Below are 19,045 nucleotides of genomic sequence, written 5' to 3'. Positions count from 1 at the left end.
TACGATGAAACAATCTCTACTGATTTGGCTTGATGCCGCACGACCAAAAACTCTGCCTCTTGCACTCGTCTCTATTCTTACAGGAAGTAGTTTAGCGTTCGCCGGCGGTCAGTTTTCTTTATCGATAGCACTACTGGCATTTTTAACCGCCACTTTATTACAGATCCTATCGAACCTAGCCAATGACTATGGTGACGCAGTAAAAGGCACAGACAACGAAAATCGCCTTGGGCCAACACGTGCAATGCAGTCTGGCGCGGTAACCGCTAAAACCATGAAGCAAGCCATCATCCTCAACATCGTGTTTACCATGATCGCTGGGCTGATTCTTATTTTCCACGCCTTAACCTCGATTGAAAGTATCTTATCTTTCATTGCGTTAGGCGTATTAGCCATTGCTGCAGCGATCGCTTACACCGTCGGAAATAAGCCTTATGGCTATATTGGCCTTGGCGACTTATCGGTATTTATCTTCTTTGGTTTGCTCGGTGTTTCCGGAACTTACTTCTTACACACTGGCCATGTTGAACCAAGTCTGTTTTTACCAGCATTGGGCTGTGGCTTGATGGCAGTTGCAGTACTCAATATCAACAACATGCGTGACATCGAAAACGACAGCGAATGCGGCAAGCGCACCATGGCGGTTCGTCTAGGACAACGCAAAGCCAAGCACTACCATTTTGCACTGCTTGGTTTGGCACTTGTCTCTTTTGCTATTTACCTACTGATTCAAGAAAAACCAGTTTGGATCAGCCTACCGTTTTTACTGAGCATTGTTGTTGTTTATAAGCACGGGAAGGCCGTTTGGGAAACCGAAAAACCAGCGCAGATTGCACCAATGATGCCTGTGATTGTGAAATGCTCACTGGTCACTAACCTATTGTTTGCAGGGGTTGTCGTAGCTCAAACTCTACTGAGTTAATTGAGACTAATCATTGCAAAGGGATCAAGCACCGATATACTCAAAGTAAGCTCATTGTTCAAAAGGTATACTAATGGAATACAACACTTCAACACTGTGCGACATATATTTGGATCAAGTTGATGTCGTGGAGCCAATGTTCAGCAACTTCGGTGGACGTGCATCCTTCGCAGGACAGATCACGACATTAAAGTGTTTTGAAGACAACGCTTTGATTCGCTCTGTACTAGAGCAAGATGGCCTGGGGCGTGTGTTGTTAATCGATGGTGGCGGCTCACTACGCAAAGCGCTGATCGATGCTGAGATTGCCCTGCTTGCCGAAGACAATGAGTGGGAAGGTATTGTGGTTTACGGCTGCGTTCGTGAAGTCGATGAGCTTGAAGACATGAACCTAGGCATCCAAGCCTTGGCTTCTATTCCTGTTGGTGCAAGCCAAGAAGGTGTCGGAGAGATAGACGTCCCAGTGAATTTTGGTAGTGTGACCTTCTTACCAGAAGATTACCTCTACGCAGACAACACCGGCATCATTCTTTCTGCAGAGCCTTTGGATGTAGAGCTTGATTTGGATGTTGAGGAAGAAGAGGTCGAGTAACTCACAACTCACTAAGCTTCGAAGCAAAACATATGAACACAAACAAAAACGCCCGCTACTGAGTAGCGGGCGTTTTTTAATTCTGAAGAGTCAATTACTCTACTTCATCCATTTTACCAAGAAGGTTACGGATGCGATCTTGCCATGCAGAGTGCTCTTCTTGCATCTGCTGAGTTTTTTGCTCTAGCTCGTGACGGCTTGCTTTAAGCTCACCAGCTTCTGTTGCTAGTGCTTGTTTCTCTTCTTTAAGCTCTTCCACTTCCATTTGAAGAAGTGCAATTGTATCTACTGCTGTTTGAATTTTTGCTTCTAGCTGCTCTAGTACTTCAAAAGACATTCTGGCCTACCTTTAAGTTATCCGTTTGATGGTGAAGGTTCACTCCACTTATTTCCCCATTCTACTCAGCAGAGCAAGGATAAACACTCAATATATTCGATATTTTGCGCCATTCGATGAAAAAAACAGCGCTTTTTACCGAATATTGACGTGAACGATTACTGCCACGACGGCAAACCGATTATTTTGATGAATAATAACTGTTTTCCACTGCGAATTGATCGAGAGCAATCTCCAAAAAACAAAAAGGCAAACGTTTTCTTTTGGATATGGTAAAATCCGCCGCGAAATTTCTATTCCCCCTTTGAAAATTTTGGAGTCCGCATGAAACGCGATTTAGCAATGTCATTCTCTCGTGTCACAGAAGGCGCAGCACTAGCTGGTTACAAGTGGCTTGGCCGTGGCGATAAAAACGCGGCAGATGGCGCTGCTGTAGAAGTAATGCGTAGCCTACTTAACAAAACCGAAATTAGCGGTGAGATTGTTATCGGCGAAGGTGAAATCGATGATGCACCTATGCTATACATCGGCGAAAACGTAGGTGTAGGCGGCGATGCTGTCGACATCGCAGTTGACCCAATTGAAGGGACACGCATGACAGCAATGGGCCAATCAAATGCATTAGCTGTATTGGCTGCAGGCGAAAAAGGCAGCTTCCTTAAAGCACCTGACATGTACATGGAAAAATTGGTTGTTGGCCCTGGCGCAAAAGGCGTGATTGACCTAGAACTGCCACTGAAAGAAAACCTAGAAAACATTGCTAAAGCACTAGGTAAAACACTGGATACACTGGTTGTAACTACACTGGCTAAGCCACGTCACGACCAAGTTATTGCAGAGATGCAAACAATGGGCGTTCGTGTATTTGCAGTGCCAGACGGTGATGTTGCGGCTTCTATCCTAACGTGTATGCCAGACAGCGAAGTAGATGTAATGTATTGCATCGGCGGTGCACCTGAAGGCGTGGTTTCAGCTGCGGTAATTCGCGCACTCGACGGCGACATGCACGGTCGTCTTCTTCCTCGTCACGAAGTAAAGGGCGACACAGAAGAAAACCGCAAGCACGGTGAACTTGAACTTGAGCGCTGTGCAGAAATGGGCGTAACAGCGGGTATCGTGTTGAAAATGGAAGACATGGCACGCAGCGACAACGTTGTATTCTCAGCGACGGGTATCACTAAGGGTGACTTGCTAGAAGGCATTTCTCGTCAGGGCAATATAGCAACAACGGAAACACTACTTATCCGTGGCCGTTGCCGTACGATTCGCCGCATCAAATCTATCCACTACCTAGAGCGTAAAGATCCAGAAGTAGTAGGTCATATCCTGTAAACCAAAGCTAGGTTAAACAGAGTATTCGAAGGCTGATACCAAGTATCAGCCTTTTGTTTTATTGGCGCACCAGAATCTCACCATGACTGCTGATAGAGTAAAACGCGCTCTATAAAGTAAATCACCATCAATATAGTAAATGGTTTGCTTTATAAACACCTTGCCTCATAATAGTAAGGTTCATGAGGTAGGGATAGTATGAAAACAAGCGACAAAATCTTACAGACCATTAAACGTCAAGGCGCGGTAACCGCGAAACAACTGTCAGAAGAATTTGGCATGACGACAATGGGTGCAAGGCAACACCTGCAAAGCCTGGAAGATGACGGTATCCTTGCGTTTCATGATGTGAAAGTGAAAGTGGGTCGCCCGACTCGCCACTGGTCCCTGACTCAACAAGGCCACAGCCAATTTTCAGATCGACATGGTGAACTCACCATTCAAGTGATTGATGCTGTAGAAAATCTATTTGGTAAAGAAGGACTGGCTAAGGTTGCTGCTGAGCGTGAACAACACACACTCAAGCTATATCAAACTGCGCTGTCTGACTGTGATTCGCTCATCAGCAAGCTTAAAAAACTCACCCAGCTTCGTGAAGACGAAGGCTACATGGCTGAGCTTCAAGAGCATGACGATCACTACATCCTGATTGAGAACCACTGCCCTATCTGCAAAGCTGCAACTCGCTGCCCTAGCCTGTGCCAATCAGAGCTCAATGTGTTTACTGAACTACTCAAAGATGAGTGTCATGTGAGCCGTACAGAGCACATCATTGCTGGTGAGCGACGCTGTACTTACACTCTAACGCCTGCACTTTAATCATAGCGGTAAGCGGTTAATACCGTCTCAATATTGAGAAAAAACAAATAGATTAAAAATTGTACAAATTTCTTTCTTAAGCTTAATGCATATGAAACAGGCTTAATGCTAAGGAAGGAATGATGGCACATCCACAACCCGCTCAAAAATTGCCACCCTTTGATGAACTTGTCCAACTCGCGAAAAGCGATCCTAAAGCATTCAATCAATTCAAACACGATATGTGTGAACAGATGATCTGCTCAGCTTCAGAAGTGATGCAAGACCGACTTCGCGCTCAACAAAGTCACATCGACTTGGTGGTTAGCCGCTGTAAAAACCCACACCATGCCAATGTCGTGCTCATGCAAGAGTTGCGCTGTCAGGTCTGTAAGTTCCAAGATGCACTTGAAGGTCGCTGCGGCTTTGAAGAAACGCCTCCTGAAAATGTCGTCCCTTTTAAACCGAATACCGAACCCAAGATGTATTGAAAATAGAAGGTATTAAAAAGAAAAAAGGGAGCACAATGCTCCCTTTTCATCTGTTCAATATTTACAAGGGTCTTCGCCGTAGTCATTACGACCTTCAGTGCCCTTCAATAAACCACACTCAATCAGAATCCACAAACCACACACTAATGCCGCTACAGTTGCTGCCATGTGAACGGGTGATACTGGCTCTGTCGTAGTCGCTGCCATTGGGGAAGCCAAGCGACCCAGCACTAGTGGTACATTCAACAGTAGCCAATAGTTCGACTTATTACGGTCATGCCAGCGCTTAGCGGTAACCGCAAGATCTGGGATCACAAGCATCAATAGGAAGATTGGTAGCAGGATGTAAGAGTAAGCAGGGAACAATACAGAAATACCAGAAGCAAAACCGGTAATCGCTATATAGTAGAAAATATTCCACATCCAGTAAGTCTTACGACCAATTCTCCCTTTGAAAGAGAGCAGTAATTCTTTCATCGACATCTTAAATACTCAAATTTATACGCCGCTAAAAGTCAGCAGCAATGGTTAATTTATTACTTTTTGAAAGCAACTTTTGTCCATATCACGAATATTCACCGTTAAGCTTCTTACATGGCTCGCTTGCTCTTGCAGGATTTGCATTAACGATCGTGACAATTCTCGCTTTTGCTCTTCCGTTCGTCCCGAAAGTAACTCAAAGCTGATATGAATAAAGTCTACACTATCTTCCTCATCACCGACCAACCAATTATGGCAACGCAGTGAACGAGATTTCACTGACGGCACATCAAACAAACCGCATGTGAGTGCTACTTGGTGGAGATCTTCCAGTAAGCCTTGGATATTCACTCGCTCATCCACTGAATTGGAGTACTCTAGAACTAAATTCGGCATTGTTACTTCCTGTTGTTAGCGCAATCGTTTGTCCCTTAATAGCAACTAACGATGAAAAATCCGAGAAGTTAGCTATTATTCTGTCTGCCGGATCACTGATATATGCTCAAAATCTACTCTGACCATTGAGTAAGATCCAATAAAGTCATGACCACAGTCATGATCTGTTGATATTAATCTGTTATATTATTTCGTAATAAAGTTTACTTTTTTACATTCGATTTATTTAAATACTTTGGAGATATTCCTATGCGTCATCCTGTAGTTATGGGTAACTGGAAACTAAACGGCAGCAAAGAAATGGTTGTTGAACTACTAAACGGTCTTAACGCTGAACTTGAAGGCGTAACAGGCGTAGACGTAGCAGTTGCTCCACCAGCACTTTTCGTTGATCTTGCAGAGCGTACGCTTACTGAAGCTGGCAGCGCGATCATCCTAGGTGCTCAAAACTCTGACCTAAACAACAGCGGTGCATTCACTGGCGACATGTCTCCAGCAATGCTTAAAGAGTTCGGCGCATCTCACATCATCATCGGTCACTCTGAGCGTCGTGAATACCACAACGAATCAGATGAATTCGTAGCTAAGAAATTCGCATTCCTAAAAGAGAACGGCCTAACTCCAGTTCTTTGTATCGGTGAATCTGAAGCACAAAACGAAGCAGGCGAAACTGTTGCAGTATGTGCTCGTCAAATTGACGCTGTTATCAACACTCAAGGTGTTGAAGCTCTTGAAGGCGCTATCATCGCTTACGAACCAATCTGGGCTATCGGTACTGGTAAAGCAGCTACAGCTGAAGATGCACAACGCATCCACGCTCAAATCCGTGCACACATCGCAGAGAAATCTGAAGAAGTTGCTAAGAAAGTTGTTATCCAATACGGCGGTTCTGTTAAGCCAGAAAACGCAGCAGCTTACTTCGCACAACCAGACATCGACGGTGCTCTAGTTGGCGGCGCAGCTCTAGACGCGAAAAGCTTCGCAGCTATCGCTAAAGCAGCAGCTGAAGCAAAAGCTTAATTTAAACGTCACTGTTTAAATTAGATGAAAGGTCAACTTAGGTTGGCCTTTTTAGTGCCTGTCATTCCTGAAACCTCAAACGGCAGGTACAAAAAAACCGCTGATAAATCAGCGGTTTTTAAATTCTTTAAGCGAACGCTATGCGCGGCTTAGAACAACTCTTCTGCAACGCGGAACAGCTCAGAACGGTCTGGGTTCTGCATGTTCTCGATACAGTCGATGATGTCGTGGTGAACAAGTTCTTCTTTCTCGATACCAACACAACGGCCACCGTGACCTTCTTGAAGAAGGTGAACAGCGTAGTTACCCATGCGAGAAGCAAGTACACGGTCAAATGCAGTAGGACGACCACCACGTTGGATGTGACCAAGAACCGTTGCACGAGTTTCACGACCTGTTGAAGATTCGATCTCTTTAGCCAGTTCGTTAGCATCCATCATTAGCTCAGTTAGAGCGATGATTGCGTGCTTCTTACCTTTAGCAATGCCATCTTGGATATTGCTGATAAGCTGCTCTTTATCTAGGCCAGTCTCTGGAGTAATGATGTACTCACAACCACCCGCGATTGCTGACATAAGCGTAAGGTCACCACAGTGACGGCCCATGATCTCAACAATAGAAATACGTTGGTGAGAAGAAGACGTGTCACGTAGACGGTCAATTGAATCAATAACAGTGTTAAGCGCTGTTAGGTAACCGATAGTGTAGTCAGTACCTGCGATATCGTTATCGATTGTGCCTGGAAGACCGATACATGGGTAACCCATTTCAGTCAGCTTCTTAGCACCCATGTAAGAACCGTCACCACCGATAACAACAAGTGCTTCGATACCGTGCTTCTTAAGGTTCTCAATGCCTTTCTCACGAACAGCAACGTCTTTAAATTCAGGGAAACGTGCAGAACCTAAGAAAGTACCACCACGGTTGATCACGTCAGATACGCTTGAACGGTCAAGCTTTTCGATACGGTCTTCAACAAGGCCTTGGTAGCCATCGTAAATGCCGTAAACTTCAATGCCAACTGATAGCGCGGTACGAACTACACCGCGAACTGCTGCGTTCATGCCTGGAGCGTCACCACCACTGGTCAAAACACCGATCTTCTTAATCATGCTCACCCTCGATTTTTGGGAATCTATTATTCAATTCTTGTTCTTGCTGATTGTATATCAACAAGATTTTAAATCTATATTTGTGCGTTATGTTACATTTCCTCAACAGGAATAGCACTCAAATCGCGTAAAATTATGTAACATTTCTACTTCTGTAAGAGTATTACAGTTTTACTCAATAACTTTGTTGATTCACATCAGAATCAACATTAATTGTTACTAAGGTGGTTTTTGAATCACCTAACAGTTAATAATTTTTACTCACTGTAGTTCAAAAGCCACTCACTTACCATTTGCCCGCTAATTTTTAGCACGCATTACCACGAGTGGAATTTTTGCTGCTTCTCTGGCCCAAATACCACTGAGTACGGGTCTTGGTGAATTAATACATCAGCATCAGGGAACACGGAGATAAGCTTAGCCTCTACTTCGTCAGAAATGCGATGCGCTTCAATAAGTGGGATATTATCGTCCAGTTCTAGATGCAGTTGGATGAAACGAATCGGACCCGAACGACGCGTTCGTAATTGATGCACTCCCAACACACCTTCCACGCTCAATGATGTCTCTTTTATCTGTTTTAGCTCTTCATCAGGGAGCTTATGATCAAGCAGAGACTGAACCGCTTCCATCGCCATTTGATAAGCGCTGTAAAGAATGTAGACACCAATACCTACCGCGAATACAGAGTCCGCTTGGCCAATACCAAACCAACTCAATGCCAGCGCCAGCATGATCGCGGCGTTCATATAAAGGTCTGATTGATAGTGCAGTGAATCGGCCGCAATCGCTTGGCTGCCCGTTTTTTTCACGACATGTTTTTGGAATAGAACCAAGCCGAAGGTCATCACCATCGCAAATAAGCTGACGTAGATACCAATCTCTGGAGAGTTAAGCTCATGAGGTCGGAAGAAGCGCTCAATACCGTTGAGAATAAGGAAACATGCTGAGCCTGAAATAAACATCGCCTGCGCTAATGCAGCGAGGGATTCAGCCTTGCCATGACCAAAGGTGTGTTCTTTGTCGGCTGGCTGCAGAGAATAACGAACCACGATAAGGTTAACGACAGAGGCCGCGATATCCAGCATTGAGTCCACCACGGAAGCCAACAGACTCACAGAACCTGTCACCCACCACGCTGCGACTTTCACTATCAATAAAATGGTAGCAATGGTGGTGGCTGCCCAAGCGGCGAGCGTAACTAAACGTGCGTATTCTTGTTTCATAACTTGGCTATAAAGTGGCTGATAGCACAAAGTATAACCTGCAAACAATCAATTGAATATGACAGCTAAGGTGTAAGACATTCATTTTTAGGGATCAAAAAAAGCGGCACACGGCCGCTTCTTTCTAAACACTTTCATTCAAAGCTGCTTTATCAAGCCCGAATTACTTGTCTTTGTTCATGCGTTTTTCCATTTTCTCAGCACACTTAGTTATGCGCTCTTGTTGGATCTCTTTCAGTTGAGTTTTTTGCTCAGCCGTTAGTACGTTCATCATTTCGTGTTGCTTCTTCAGCATTGCCACGCGACGCTCAGTTTGCTTTTCAACCATTTCGCTTGCTAGGTCGTTTGCTGCCGCTTCGTCGAAATTGTCAGCAAGAACCAATGCTTGAACTTTCTCTTGGTGCGCTTTCATTTTCGCCATTTTATCGGCTTTGTTGCCTGCGTGTTTTTCTTTCATTTCAGCGCGGTTCGCTTCGCGCATCTCTTTCAATTCTGTTTTTTGTGCGTCAGTTAGGTCTAGTTGGCGCATCACTTTCTTATCGAAGCCGCCACATTTGCCGTGCATGCCTTTGTGGTCACCTTTATCACCACCGCCATAAGCATACGCACTTGCTGTACCTAAAATAAGTGGAAGTGCCGCAGCTGCTAATACAAGTTTCTTAGTCATTTTCATAATTGTTGCCTCAATTCGGTATAATAAGTCATGTGTTGCGTCTGTTTCTCAGCGCTTGAATATAGATTAGTCTTTCCCTCGTAAAGTGACGTTTAGAAAGCGTAAAGAATCGTAAAGAGCGAAAGCAGGCGAATAATTAGCAGTATTATTAACGTGTAAATAGTAGATAACCGATTAAGGCTTCCCAATGGCGAACATTCTTCTTATTGATGACGACACCGAGTTAACCAGCTTACTCAAAGATATTCTGAGCTTTGAGGGCTTCACTGTTTCCGAAGCTAATGATGGCTATGCGGGGCTTGAAGCGATCAATGATGAGATCGACCTGATTCTTTTGGATGTGATGATGCCGCGTCTGAATGGCATGGAAACACTAAAGAAACTGAGAGAAAATTGGGAAACGCCAGTGCTAATGCTGACGGCAAAAGGCGAAGAGATCGACCGTGTTATTGGCCTTGAACTTGGCGCGGATGATTACCTACCTAAGCCTTTCAGTGACCGTGAATTGTTAGCGCGTATTCGAGCTATCTTGCGCCGAACGCAGACCACTGCGGCACCTAAAACCACCAGCGATAAGGTTCAATATCAAGACATCGAGGTATTCCCTGGCAAACAAGAAGCTTATTGTAATGGCCAGCTTATCGACCTCACCACTACCGAGTTCGCCCTGCTGAGCCACCTAATCCAGAACCCGGGGCAAGTGATCACCAAAGAAGCATTAAGCCTAGATGTACTAGGTAAAAGGCTTGCGGCATTTGACCGCGCGATTGATATGCATATCTCTAACCTTCGTAAAAAGATCCCTGAGCGCAGTGATGGTAAAGCTCGCATCAAGACGTTGCGAGGCCGTGGCTACTTATTGGTAGAGGAAGATTAATGCGTATCCCTAAAATCACCAGCTTATATGGACGTATCTTTGCTATCTTTTGGTTCACCATGTTACTGGTGCTTTTGTCGGTGCTGTCACTTCCCCATTTAGACCCTCGAGTCGCGCGAAATGTGCCCGCAGATCACCTCGATAAACTCGAGCGTATCGCTAAAATCACAGAGAAACGCTACGCCAAAGAACCTAATCTGGGCAAAATAGTTTTCCAACTTGAGGCGCCACGCAGCCGCAAGGATTCTCGTGCTCGCATCTATCTGACCGATCTTGAAGGCGCAGTCCTTACCTCAAAAAGGCATTCAGACTACAAGCTTAAAGCGATTCGCAACTTTGTTACCTCGATAGATAACCCTGAAGTACCGAAACAAAAGCTGTACGGGCACTACATGGTAGCTGGCCCTGTGCCGATTAAACTGGCGGGTGAAGAGTTGTTGATGTACGCCGGAATAAAGTGGAATCAACCACCGCCGTTCTTGTTGCGCCTGTTTGATAAGCCCCTGCAGTTATTGCTTGCCGTGATGTTAGCGAGTACCCCGCTATTACTTTGGTTAGCTTGGGCATTGAGCCAACCTGCTCGTAGGCTCGAACGTGCAGCACAACGTGTGGCGAAAGGTCAGTTTGAGGTCGATCCAACACTCGAAAAAGGCACCTCAGAATTCAGACAAGCCGGTGAAAGCTTTAACCAGATGGTCGAAGCGGTAAACCAGATGATTTCAGGGCAACAGCGACTGCTCTCTGATATTTCACACGAGCTTCGATCACCACTGACACGTCTTCGCATGGCCAATGCGCTAGCGATTCGTAAACAAGGTGAGAGCCAAGAGTTAGAACGCATTGATACCGAAGCACAACGTCTGGAACAGATGATCAGTGAGCTACTGACGTTATCTCGTATGCAGGTCGACAGCCATATTACTCGTGAGGTTCAACCTATCTCGAGCCTATGGGAAGAGATCTTAAAAGACGCAGAGTTTGAAGCTGAACAGATGGGCAAGTTGCTGACGTTTTCGGAGATCCCGGAACGCTCTATTTCAGGTAACCCTAAACTGCTGATGAGTGCGCTAGACAACATTACACGTAATGCCATCTATTACGGTAAAGACCAAGTGGATGTGCAATTCCATGTGGTCCAAGATCAGCTAACGATTTGCGTCAATGATAATGGTGATGGTGTGCCAGAGGATGAGTTGGACTCTATCTTTAGACCTTTCTACCGTGTATCAACCGCTCGAGATCGTAACTCGGGCGGCACTGGACTTGGTCTGACGATTACTGAAAGTGCGATTCGCCAACACAGTGGAACCATCACGGCAAGCCGTAGTAAGTTAGGTGGATTACAGCTCGAAATTACTCTGCCTATCCTACCGATGTAATACCCCCACAAAGATCACAGTTGATAATGATTGTTATTATCATTATGGTAAATCCTCTAATTATGGAGGATTTACCATGTCGCACACTTTCCCTGCTTTACCCTACGCTTACGATGCCCTAGAGCCTTACATTGATGCTAAAACGATGGAAGTGCATTACAGCAAACACCATAGAACCTACTACGATAAGTTTGTTGCAGCGGTATCTGGAACCGATCTAGAACAACAATCTCTGACCGAGATCTTCGCCAACATATCTCAGCACAGCCCGGCTGTACGTAACAATGGCGGTGGCTACTACAACCACATCTTATATTGGAACTGCATGTCTCAGAACGGTGGTGGAGAACCGACAGGCGAACTTGGTGATGCTATCAAGAGCACATTCGGAGATTTCGAGACGTTCCAAGATCAGTTCGCTCAAGCGGCAATCAATACCTTTGGTTCAGGCTTTACGTGGTTGGTGGTAGAAGAAGGACAACTGAAGATCATCTCAACCTCAAACCAAGACAACCCGAGGATGGATACCATCGCCAGCAACGGTGAGCCAATTCTTGCGCTCGACGTTTGGGAACACGCCTACTACATCAGCTACCAAAACCGACGCCCAGACTACATCAACGCCTGGTGGAATGTAGTCAACTGGGATACCGTGTCTGAAAACTACACACAAGCACTCGCGAATAAAGCGTAAGCTAATGGTGGTGAACTGTACTCACTCAGCTTGCCACCGTATACTCTGGCTATCTTTGATTATTCTTGTGAACCAACATGTTTGATATCGCTCTATACGAACCAGAAATTGCCCCCAATACGGGTAACATCATCCGCCTATGTGCTAACTGCGGCGCAAACCTGCACCTGATTGAACCGCTTGGCTTTGATTTTGAAGAGAAGAAAGTTCGCCGTGCTGGCTTGGATTACCACGATCTAGCGCGTGTTAAGCGTCACAAGAACCTAGAAGCCTTCCTTGAGTATCTAGAAAATGAACGCGAGGGTGACTTCCGCATCTTCGCTTGCACCACTAAAACGACAGGCCACCACGTGGATGCAAAATTCCAACAAGGTGATGTGTTGATGTTTGGCCCAGAGACTCGAGGTCTGCCCGCTGAGTTCATCGAAAGTATGCCAATGGAGCAACGTATTCGTATCCCAATGATGCCAGATGCACGCAGCCTAAACCTGTCTAATGCGGTTGCTATCATCGCCTTCGAAGCGTGGCGACAAATGGGCTTTGAAGGCGCGGTATAACCGATCGCTTACTAGGGCGGTTATCTGCTACCAATGATCGCTAACACGCAATAAAAAAGGCTCTTACCATTATCACTTTCTTGCGAAGGATAAAGGTAAGAGCCTTTTCTGTTTTTCCTCTATATAAGAAGAGAAAAAATCAATTAGTTTAATCGGTTACGATCGTTGTCGTCGTCTTTCTTCTCAAACTCACCTTCAAAGGTGTTGCCGTCTTTTGACTGGTCAAATGGGTCGCGATTGAATGGGTCTTGTCCAAAAGGACTCTGACCAAAGCCAGCTTGCCCACCGGTATGGAAACCACCAGACATATTTTTAACCACCATTTTTTCCATCATTTTCTTGGCAATCATGGCTCTTGGTGCTGGTAGCAACACCAACATACCAAGTGCATCCGTCATAAAGCCCGGAGTCAGCAGCAATACACCAGCAACTGCAAGCATCACGCCTTCCAGAATCTGTTGTGCTGGCATTTCACCTTGTTGCAAGCGACCTTGCACAGACATCAGTGTCTGAATGCCTTGGCTACGAACAAGCGATGCACCCACAAATGCCGTGATCAAAACCAATGCAATAGTTGGCCACAATCCTAAGAAGCCACCAACTTGAATAAATAGCCCAATCTCAATGATGGGTACGAAGATAAAGAGTAATAATAAGATAGGAAACACACGCCCTCCTTTGTTACTTGCAGTTTACGCTGAAAGCCCTAACAATCTCAAATTTATCCTGTAAATAAGCGTGTTTATTGACCAAGAATAACTTTGCAAAATATTGACGAAACAAAACTGAAAAAGGTGATCAACTTAATATTTTTATGCGCTAAGTACAGTATCATGTGCCACATAAGTCAGGACGGATTTATCAGCCCAATATTCTAGCGAACGGAGTATTTGCACACAGAATAGGCTAATAACTAACTATATAATCAGAATAATTCTCTAAGGATCCTGTTATGGCTACTCTATCAGAAGCACAAGTTGATGCTCCTCAAGCTACTCGTCTCGAAGAAGATCTTTTAGGTCAACGTCATGTTCCGGCTGATGCTTACTACGGCATCCACACTCTACGCGCAGTTGAAAACTTCAACATCTCAAATGTAACGATCTCAGATGTACCTGAATTCGTTCGCGGTATGGTGATGACAAAAAAAGCAGCTGCTTTAGCAAACAAAGAGTTAGGTGTAATTCCTAGCGAAGTGGCTAAATACATCATCCAAGCTTGTGACCTAATTCTAGACACGGGCAAGTGCATGGATCAGTTCCCATCGGACGTTTTCCAAGGTGGTGCTGGTACTTCTGTAAACATGAACGCGAACGAAGTAGTAGCGAACGTGGCACTTGAACTTATGGGCAAAGAAAAAGGCCAATATGAGTTCATCAACCCGAACGACCATGTAAACCGCAGCCAATCTACAAACTGTGCTTACCCAACTGGCTTCCGTATCTCTGTTTACAACAGCGTACTAAAACTGATCGATGCGATTGAATACCTAAAAGGTGCATTCGAGCTTAAGAGCCAAGAATTCAACACAATTTTGAAGATGGGTCGTACTCAGCTTCAAGATGCTGTTCCAATGACGGTTGGCCAAGAGTTCCACGCTTGGGCTGTAACCATCAACGAAGAAATCAAAAACCTAGAATACACATCAAAGCTACTGCTTGAAGTTAACCTAGGCGCAACGGCAATCGGTACAGGTCTGAACGCAGCACCAGGTTACCAAGGCCTTGCAGTTAAGCACCTAGCGGAAGTAACTGGCCTAGAGTGTGTACCTGCAGAAGACCTAATCGAAGCAACATCTGACTGTGGCGCATACGTAATGACGCACGGCGCACTTAAGCGTCTGGCTGTTAAGCTGTCTAAAATTTGTAACGATTTGCGTCTGCTTTCTTCTGGTCCACGTACTGGCCTGAACGAGCTAAACCTACCTGAACTGCAAGCGGGTTCTTCAATCATGCCTGCTAAAGTAAACCCAGTTGTTCCTGAAGTAGTAAACCAAGTTTGCTTTAAAGTTCTAGGTAACGACAACACGGTTTCTTTCGCTGCAGAAGGTGGTCAACTTCAACTGAACGTAATGGAACCTGTTATTGCACAAAGCATGTTTGAGTCTCTAGACATCCTAACAAACGCTTGTGTGAACCTACGCGACAAGTGTGTAGACGGCATTACAGTAAACAAAGAAGTATGTGAATCACACGTATTTAACTCTATCGGTATCGTCACTTACCTAAACCCATACATTGGCCACCACGAGGGCGACATTGTTGGTAAGATCTGTGCTGAAACAGGTAAGAGCGTGCGTGATGTGGTTCTAGAGCGCGGTTTATTGACCGAAGAAGAACTTGATGACATTTTCTCTGTTGAAAATTTGATGCATCCTCAGTATAAAGCGAAGCGCTACGAATAAAGTTAGCGAGAAAGGGCTCCAAACGGAGCCCTTTTTTAGGCTCCAATACGGTTAACCCTTTTTATTTTGTGGATTTCCGTAGGTTGTGCTTTTGCTACATTGAACCTAAACCATAGAACTATTATGTGAACATTCCAGCGGCGAGTGTTCACATAATAAAATCTAAATGAGGTGTTACTTATGATTGCAGTAGAACTGTTTGTCGTCCTGCTCTTTATCTTTTTAGGGGCCAGAATTGGCGGTATCGGTATCGGTTTTGCCGGTGGTGCTGGTGTTATTGCCCTTTCACTTATTCTTGGCGTTCCAACAAGCCAATCTTTCATCCCGATCGACGTAATCTTGATCATCATGTCGGTTATCACCGCAATTGCTGCAATGCAGGTTGCTGGCGGTATGGACTGGTTGGTACAAATTGCAGAAAACTTTTTGCGTAAGCACCCTGAACGCATCACTTTTTACGCGCCGATTGTGACATTTGTAATGACACTAATGGCGGGTACTGGTCACACAGCATTCTCTACGCTTCCTGTTATCGCAGAAGTAGCGAAAGGCCAAGGCGTGCGTCCTTCTCGTCCACTGTCTATCGCTGTTGTCGCTTCTCAAATTGCTATCACAGCTTCGCCAATCTCGGCGGCAGTTGTTGCTTTCGCAGCGATGCTTGCACCATTTGGTGTTGATTACCTAACACTATTGATGGTTTGTATCCCAACAACCTTCATCGCTTGTATGGTTGGTGCGGTTGTTGCGAACTACATGGGTAGCGAGCTGAAAGACGATCCTGTTTACCAAGAGCGCCTTGAGAAAGGTCTAATCAAACTGGCAACAGAAGAGAAACGCGAAATCCTTCCAACAGCGAAGAAAGCAACTTACATCTTCCTAGCTGCGATTGGTTTCGTGGTTTGTTACGCAGCAGCGATTTCAAGCTCTGTTGGCCTAATTGAAAACCCAGCGCTAGGTCGTAACGAAGCAATCATGTCTGTGATGCTGGCTGCAGCGGCGGCTATCGTGATGTTTACTAAGATTGATGCAGCGAAGATCTCTTCAGCACCAACGTTCCGCTCTGGTATGACGGCGTGTGTATGTGTACTTGGTGTGGCTTGGTTAGGTTCAACGTTCGTAAACGCACACGTTGCTGAAATCAAAGACGTTGCAGGTGCACTACTGGCTGACTACCCATGGATGCTGGCACTTGTTCTGTTCTTCGCTTCTATGCTGCTTTACTCTCAAGGTGCAACAACGGTTGCACTTATGCCTGCAGCACTTGCGATTGGCGTAGCACCACTAACAGCGGTTGCTTCTTTTGCGGCGGTAAGTGCGCTGTTCGTACTTCCAACTTACCCTACGCTACTAGCAGCGGTTGAGATGGATGACACAGGCTCAACGCGCATCGGCAACTACGTATTCAACCACCCATTCTTCATTCCAGGTGTGGTAACAATCAGTACTGCGGTAGCGCTAGGCTTCGCATTCGGCGGTCTGTTTATCTAACATTCGCTGGTGATTGAACATTTAAAAGGAAGCTTCGGCTTCCTTTTTTGTTTTCTACTCAATGTGATATTTGATACACGTCAAATAACCATTATAAACTTTAAAAACTGCCTAAAAATAAAGTTTGAATAAAATTCCAAGGTTATTCAAACCAACTAGAATCAGCACCTATCAAATCAATCTCCCCTAGCTTTCCTTTTATCCACATCGAATATTAATCCAAGCTAACTAACCAAAAAACCTTGCCGTTTTTTTACCATTCTCTAGCCCATTCATTGGCGATTATTTTTGTGAACAGCACCAAACTTAAATAGCTACGTAAGGAATAAAATAACCGCAGCTAAAATAAATCTAAATTCATTTGGATTGGTAAATATAAAAATAACCTTAATTTAAAGTCAGCAACTTTTATCGTTGGGTACTTTATTAGAGTCAGTGTATTTACAATCTATAAATCATTAGTCGCTAATTCACATCACTTCTATTTAAGATGATGTAAGGAGATAGCCATGACAACTCAAACGATACCAAGCGAGACAAAAAAGGGCGGCTTCTTTGCCAATTTTAAATTCCCTTCGGCCTACACCATTCTATTTATTCTCATTGCGTTCGTCGCTCTGCTTACCTGGATTGTTCCAGCAGGCCAATACGACCGTGCAATGAATGAAGAGCTAGGCCGAGAAGTACCCGTCACCGGAACCTATCAAGCGGTTGAAGGTAACCCTCAAGGCGTGATTGACGTACTACTAGCGCCTATTGACGGCTTCTACGACCACAATAGCTATGAAGCAGCAGCGATCGACGTTTCGCTGTTCATCTTAATCATTGGTGGCTTCTTAGGGCTAGTAACTAAAACTGGTGCCATTGATGCAGGTATCGAGCGCGTTACCGCCCGCTTAGAAGGGCGAGAAGAGTTGATGATACCAATACTGATGGCGTTGTTTGCCGCTGGCGGTACTGTCTACGGCATGGCAGAAGAGTCACTACCATTCTATACGCTGTTAGTGCCTGTAATGATGGCGGCGCGTTTTGACCCTCTAGTGGCCGCAGCAACTGTACTTCTAGGTGCGGGCATAGGGGTGCTAGGCTCAACCATTAACCCATTCGCAACCGTTATTGCTGCTAACGCTTCTGGCATTCCATTTACTGACGGTATTGTGCTACGTGTGGCAATGTTGATTATTGGTTGGGGTATCTGTGTTGCCTACGTCATGCGCTACGCAAGAATGGTACAAGCCGACCCGACAAAATCCATTGTCTACGACAAATACGAAGAGAACAAAGCGCACTTCCTTGGTAACTCGAGCGGAGAAAAACTGGAATTCACCGCGACTCGCAAACTGATTCTGACCATTTTTGGCGGCTCATTCGCTGTGATGATTTACGGTGTATCCGTTGCTGGATGGTGGATGGCAGAGATATCTGCAATGTTCCTTGCGGCGACCATCATCGTTGGTATTGTGGCTCGTATGAGCGAAGAAGAGTTCACCACTAGCTTCATTGATGGTGCCCGCGACCTACTTGGTGTAGCACTTATCATAGGTATTGCACGTGGTATCGTGGTGGTGATGGACCGCGGTATGATCACTGACACTATTCTCTTTTCTGCAGAACAAATGGTGACGGGGCTTTCTTCCGTTATCTTCATTAACGTGATGTTCTTCTTAGAGATTCTACTGTCGTTCTTAGTGCCATCGACCTCTGGTTTAGCGGTGCTTACCATGCCAATCATGGCTCCACTGGCTGACTTTGCAGGTGTAGGTCGCGACCTAGTTATCACTGCGTACCAATCTGCATCTGGCTTGGTGAACCTAATCACCCCGACCTCTGCGGTGGTAATGGGTGGTTTAGCGATAGCTCGCGTCCCTTATGTACGCTGGGTTAAATGGGTGATGCCATTAGTCGGTATCTTGATGGTGTTCTGCATTGTTGTACTGAGTATTGGTGCGCTGATCTAACTCAAAGCACTTCACTCCTTTCTCATCCAAAGCCGCTTCTCATAGCGGCTTTTTCATTGCTATCTATCCCAATATGCCCGCAACGACTGAAGCCGCCTCTCTAAGCCATACACGCGATATTCAAAGTATCTTCTGTTCATAGCACAGATCAACCAACCTCAAAACTCTCAAAACTCTCAAAACTCTCAAAATCCAAGAATCCAAGTGTCTACCGTACTTTTAAACATCAAATGAGCTTGACTAAATAACACACTATTTTAAGCCATGATGTTTACACAAATAGTTAGTCACTCCCGAATTCAACTGCGA

The 19,045-nt window shown here is 45.2% G+C and carries 20 protein-coding genes; 13 read left to right on the top strand and 7 right to left on the bottom strand.

The features are described 5' to 3' along the window. Nucleotides 1-4 precede the first annotated feature (4 nt). Nucleotides 5-922, top strand: coding sequence for a 1,4-dihydroxy-2-naphthoate polyprenyltransferase (locus tag BCT34_RS03725; protein WP_076656766.1), 918 nt, complete (start codon nucleotides 5-7; stop codon nucleotides 920-922). Between the two features lie 73 nt (nucleotides 923-995). Beyond that, nucleotides 996-1,514 (top strand): ribonuclease E activity regulator RraA, encoded by a 519-nt coding sequence (gene rraA, locus BCT34_RS03720; protein WP_076656765.1) that lies wholly within the window; start codon nucleotides 996-998, stop codon nucleotides 1,512-1,514. Nucleotides 1,515-1,608: 94 nt separating this feature from the next. On the opposite strand, the gene zapB is transcribed toward rraA, so the two are convergent. Beyond that, complete coding sequence (gene zapB / locus BCT34_RS03715) at nucleotides 1,609-1,851, bottom strand: cell division protein ZapB (RefSeq protein WP_008219652.1); 243 nt, start codon at nucleotides 1,849-1,851, stop codon at nucleotides 1,609-1,611. Nucleotides 1,852-2,175: 324 nt separating this feature from the next. On the opposite strand from zapB, the gene glpX reads away from it, so the two are divergent. The 3 genes from glpX to BCT34_RS03700 all read left to right on the top strand — a co-directional run bounded on the left by glpX (nucleotide 2,176) and on the right by BCT34_RS03700 (nucleotide 4,472). Beyond that, nucleotides 2,176-3,183 (top strand): class II fructose-bisphosphatase, encoded by a 1,008-nt coding sequence (glpX, locus tag BCT34_RS03710; RefSeq protein WP_076656764.1) that lies wholly within the window; start codon nucleotides 2,176-2,178, stop codon nucleotides 3,181-3,183. A 198-nt stretch (nucleotides 3,184-3,381) separates the two neighbouring features. Beyond that, entirely contained in the window at nucleotides 3,382-4,002 is a 621-nt protein-coding gene (locus BCT34_RS03705; protein WP_076656763.1) for a metalloregulator ArsR/SmtB family transcription factor, read from the top strand. Between the two features lie 122 nt (nucleotides 4,003-4,124). Beyond that, nucleotides 4,125-4,472 carry a DUF3135 domain-containing protein gene (locus BCT34_RS03700; RefSeq protein WP_076656762.1) on the top strand — a complete coding sequence of 116 codons (348 nt, stop codon included), beginning with the start codon at nucleotides 4,125-4,127 and terminating at the stop codon, nucleotides 4,470-4,472. A gap of 54 nt (nucleotides 4,473-4,526) precedes the next feature. Here BCT34_RS03700 and BCT34_RS03695 read toward each other — a convergent pair whose 3' ends face one another. Further along, the gene (locus BCT34_RS03695) at nucleotides 4,527-4,955 is read right to left on the bottom strand and encodes a DUF805 domain-containing protein (RefSeq protein ID WP_076656761.1); all 429 of its coding nucleotides are present in this window, start codon (nucleotides 4,953-4,955) and stop codon (nucleotides 4,527-4,529) included. A 45-nt stretch (nucleotides 4,956-5,000) separates the two neighbouring features. Then, nucleotides 5,001-5,348: a 5-carboxymethyl-2-hydroxymuconate isomerase gene (locus tag BCT34_RS03690; RefSeq protein ID WP_017061157.1), complete on the bottom strand. Its 348-nt coding sequence runs from the start codon at nucleotides 5,346-5,348 to the stop codon at nucleotides 5,001-5,003. Between the two features lie 249 nt (nucleotides 5,349-5,597). On the opposite strand from BCT34_RS03690, the gene tpiA reads away from it, so the two are divergent. Beyond that, nucleotides 5,598-6,368, top strand: a complete 771-nt coding sequence (tpiA, locus tag BCT34_RS03685) for a triose-phosphate isomerase (protein WP_076656760.1) — start codon at nucleotides 5,598-5,600, stop codon at nucleotides 6,366-6,368. 149 nt (nucleotides 6,369-6,517) lie between these two features. Here the strand turns inward: tpiA and pfkA are convergent, their stop codons facing one another. From pfkA to BCT34_RS03670, 3 genes are all read right to left on the bottom strand, one after another. Beyond that, nucleotides 6,518-7,480, bottom strand: coding sequence for a 6-phosphofructokinase (pfkA, locus tag BCT34_RS03680; RefSeq protein ID WP_017061160.1), 963 nt, complete (start codon nucleotides 7,478-7,480; stop codon nucleotides 6,518-6,520). A 317-nt stretch (nucleotides 7,481-7,797) separates the two neighbouring features. Beyond that, the gene (gene fieF / locus BCT34_RS03675; RefSeq protein WP_076656813.1) at nucleotides 7,798-8,706 is read right to left on the bottom strand and encodes a CDF family cation-efflux transporter FieF; all 909 of its coding nucleotides are present in this window, start codon (nucleotides 8,704-8,706) and stop codon (nucleotides 7,798-7,800) included. Nucleotides 8,707-8,869: 163 nt separating this feature from the next. Next, nucleotides 8,870-9,379 (bottom strand): CpxP family protein, encoded by a 510-nt coding sequence (locus BCT34_RS03670; protein ID WP_076656759.1) that lies wholly within the window; start codon nucleotides 9,377-9,379, stop codon nucleotides 8,870-8,872. 187 nt (nucleotides 9,380-9,566) lie between these two features. Between BCT34_RS03670 and BCT34_RS03665 the strand changes: the two genes are divergently transcribed. The 4 genes from BCT34_RS03665 (at nucleotide 9,567) to trmL (ending at nucleotide 12,886) form a co-directional block, all read left to right on the top strand. Continuing rightward, a complete protein-coding gene (locus BCT34_RS03665) occupies nucleotides 9,567-10,256 on the top strand; it encodes a response regulator (RefSeq protein ID WP_076656758.1) in 690 nt (229 codons plus the stop codon). Next, nucleotides 10,256-11,635 (top strand): envelope stress sensor histidine kinase CpxA, encoded by a 1,380-nt coding sequence (gene cpxA / locus BCT34_RS03660; RefSeq protein ID WP_076656757.1) that lies wholly within the window; start codon nucleotides 10,256-10,258, stop codon nucleotides 11,633-11,635. Before BCT34_RS03665 ends, cpxA begins: the two co-directional genes overlap by 1 nt. 76 nt (nucleotides 11,636-11,711) lie before the next feature. Further along, nucleotides 11,712-12,329 (top strand): superoxide dismutase, encoded by a 618-nt coding sequence (locus BCT34_RS03655; protein ID WP_076656756.1) that lies wholly within the window; start codon nucleotides 11,712-11,714, stop codon nucleotides 12,327-12,329. Between the two features lie 77 nt (nucleotides 12,330-12,406). Continuing rightward, nucleotides 12,407-12,886 (top strand): tRNA (uridine(34)/cytosine(34)/5-carboxymethylaminomethyluridine(34)-2'-O)-methyltransferase TrmL, encoded by a 480-nt coding sequence (gene trmL, locus BCT34_RS03650; RefSeq protein ID WP_009844716.1) that lies wholly within the window; start codon nucleotides 12,407-12,409, stop codon nucleotides 12,884-12,886. A 143-nt stretch (nucleotides 12,887-13,029) separates the two neighbouring features. On the opposite strand, the gene BCT34_RS03645 is transcribed toward trmL, so the two are convergent. Beyond that, entirely contained in the window at nucleotides 13,030-13,554 is a 525-nt protein-coding gene (locus BCT34_RS03645; protein WP_076656755.1) for an FxsA family protein, read from the bottom strand. 284 nt (nucleotides 13,555-13,838) lie between these two features. Between BCT34_RS03645 and aspA the strand changes: the two genes are divergently transcribed. The 3 genes from aspA to BCT34_RS03630 all read left to right on the top strand — a co-directional run bounded on the left by aspA (nucleotide 13,839) and on the right by BCT34_RS03630 (nucleotide 18,736). Further along, nucleotides 13,839-15,290, top strand: coding sequence for an aspartate ammonia-lyase (gene aspA, locus BCT34_RS03640; RefSeq protein ID WP_017630905.1), 1,452 nt, complete (start codon nucleotides 13,839-13,841; stop codon nucleotides 15,288-15,290). Between the two features lie 180 nt (nucleotides 15,291-15,470). Continuing rightward, the gene (locus BCT34_RS03635; protein WP_017061168.1) at nucleotides 15,471-16,778 is read left to right on the top strand and encodes an anaerobic C4-dicarboxylate transporter; all 1,308 of its coding nucleotides are present in this window, start codon (nucleotides 15,471-15,473) and stop codon (nucleotides 16,776-16,778) included. 509 nt (nucleotides 16,779-17,287) lie between these two features. Beyond that, nucleotides 17,288-18,736, top strand: coding sequence for a YfcC family protein (locus BCT34_RS03630; protein ID WP_076656754.1), 1,449 nt, complete (start codon nucleotides 17,288-17,290; stop codon nucleotides 18,734-18,736). The last annotated feature ends 309 nt before the right edge of the window (nucleotides 18,737-19,045 follow it).

The sequence above is a fragment of the Vibrio sp. 10N.261.45.E2 genome, from assembly GCF_002875705.1.
Classification (GTDB): domain Bacteria; phylum Pseudomonadota; class Gammaproteobacteria; order Enterobacterales; family Vibrionaceae; genus Vibrio.
This window is presented reverse-complemented; position numbering and strand designations above follow the sequence as displayed.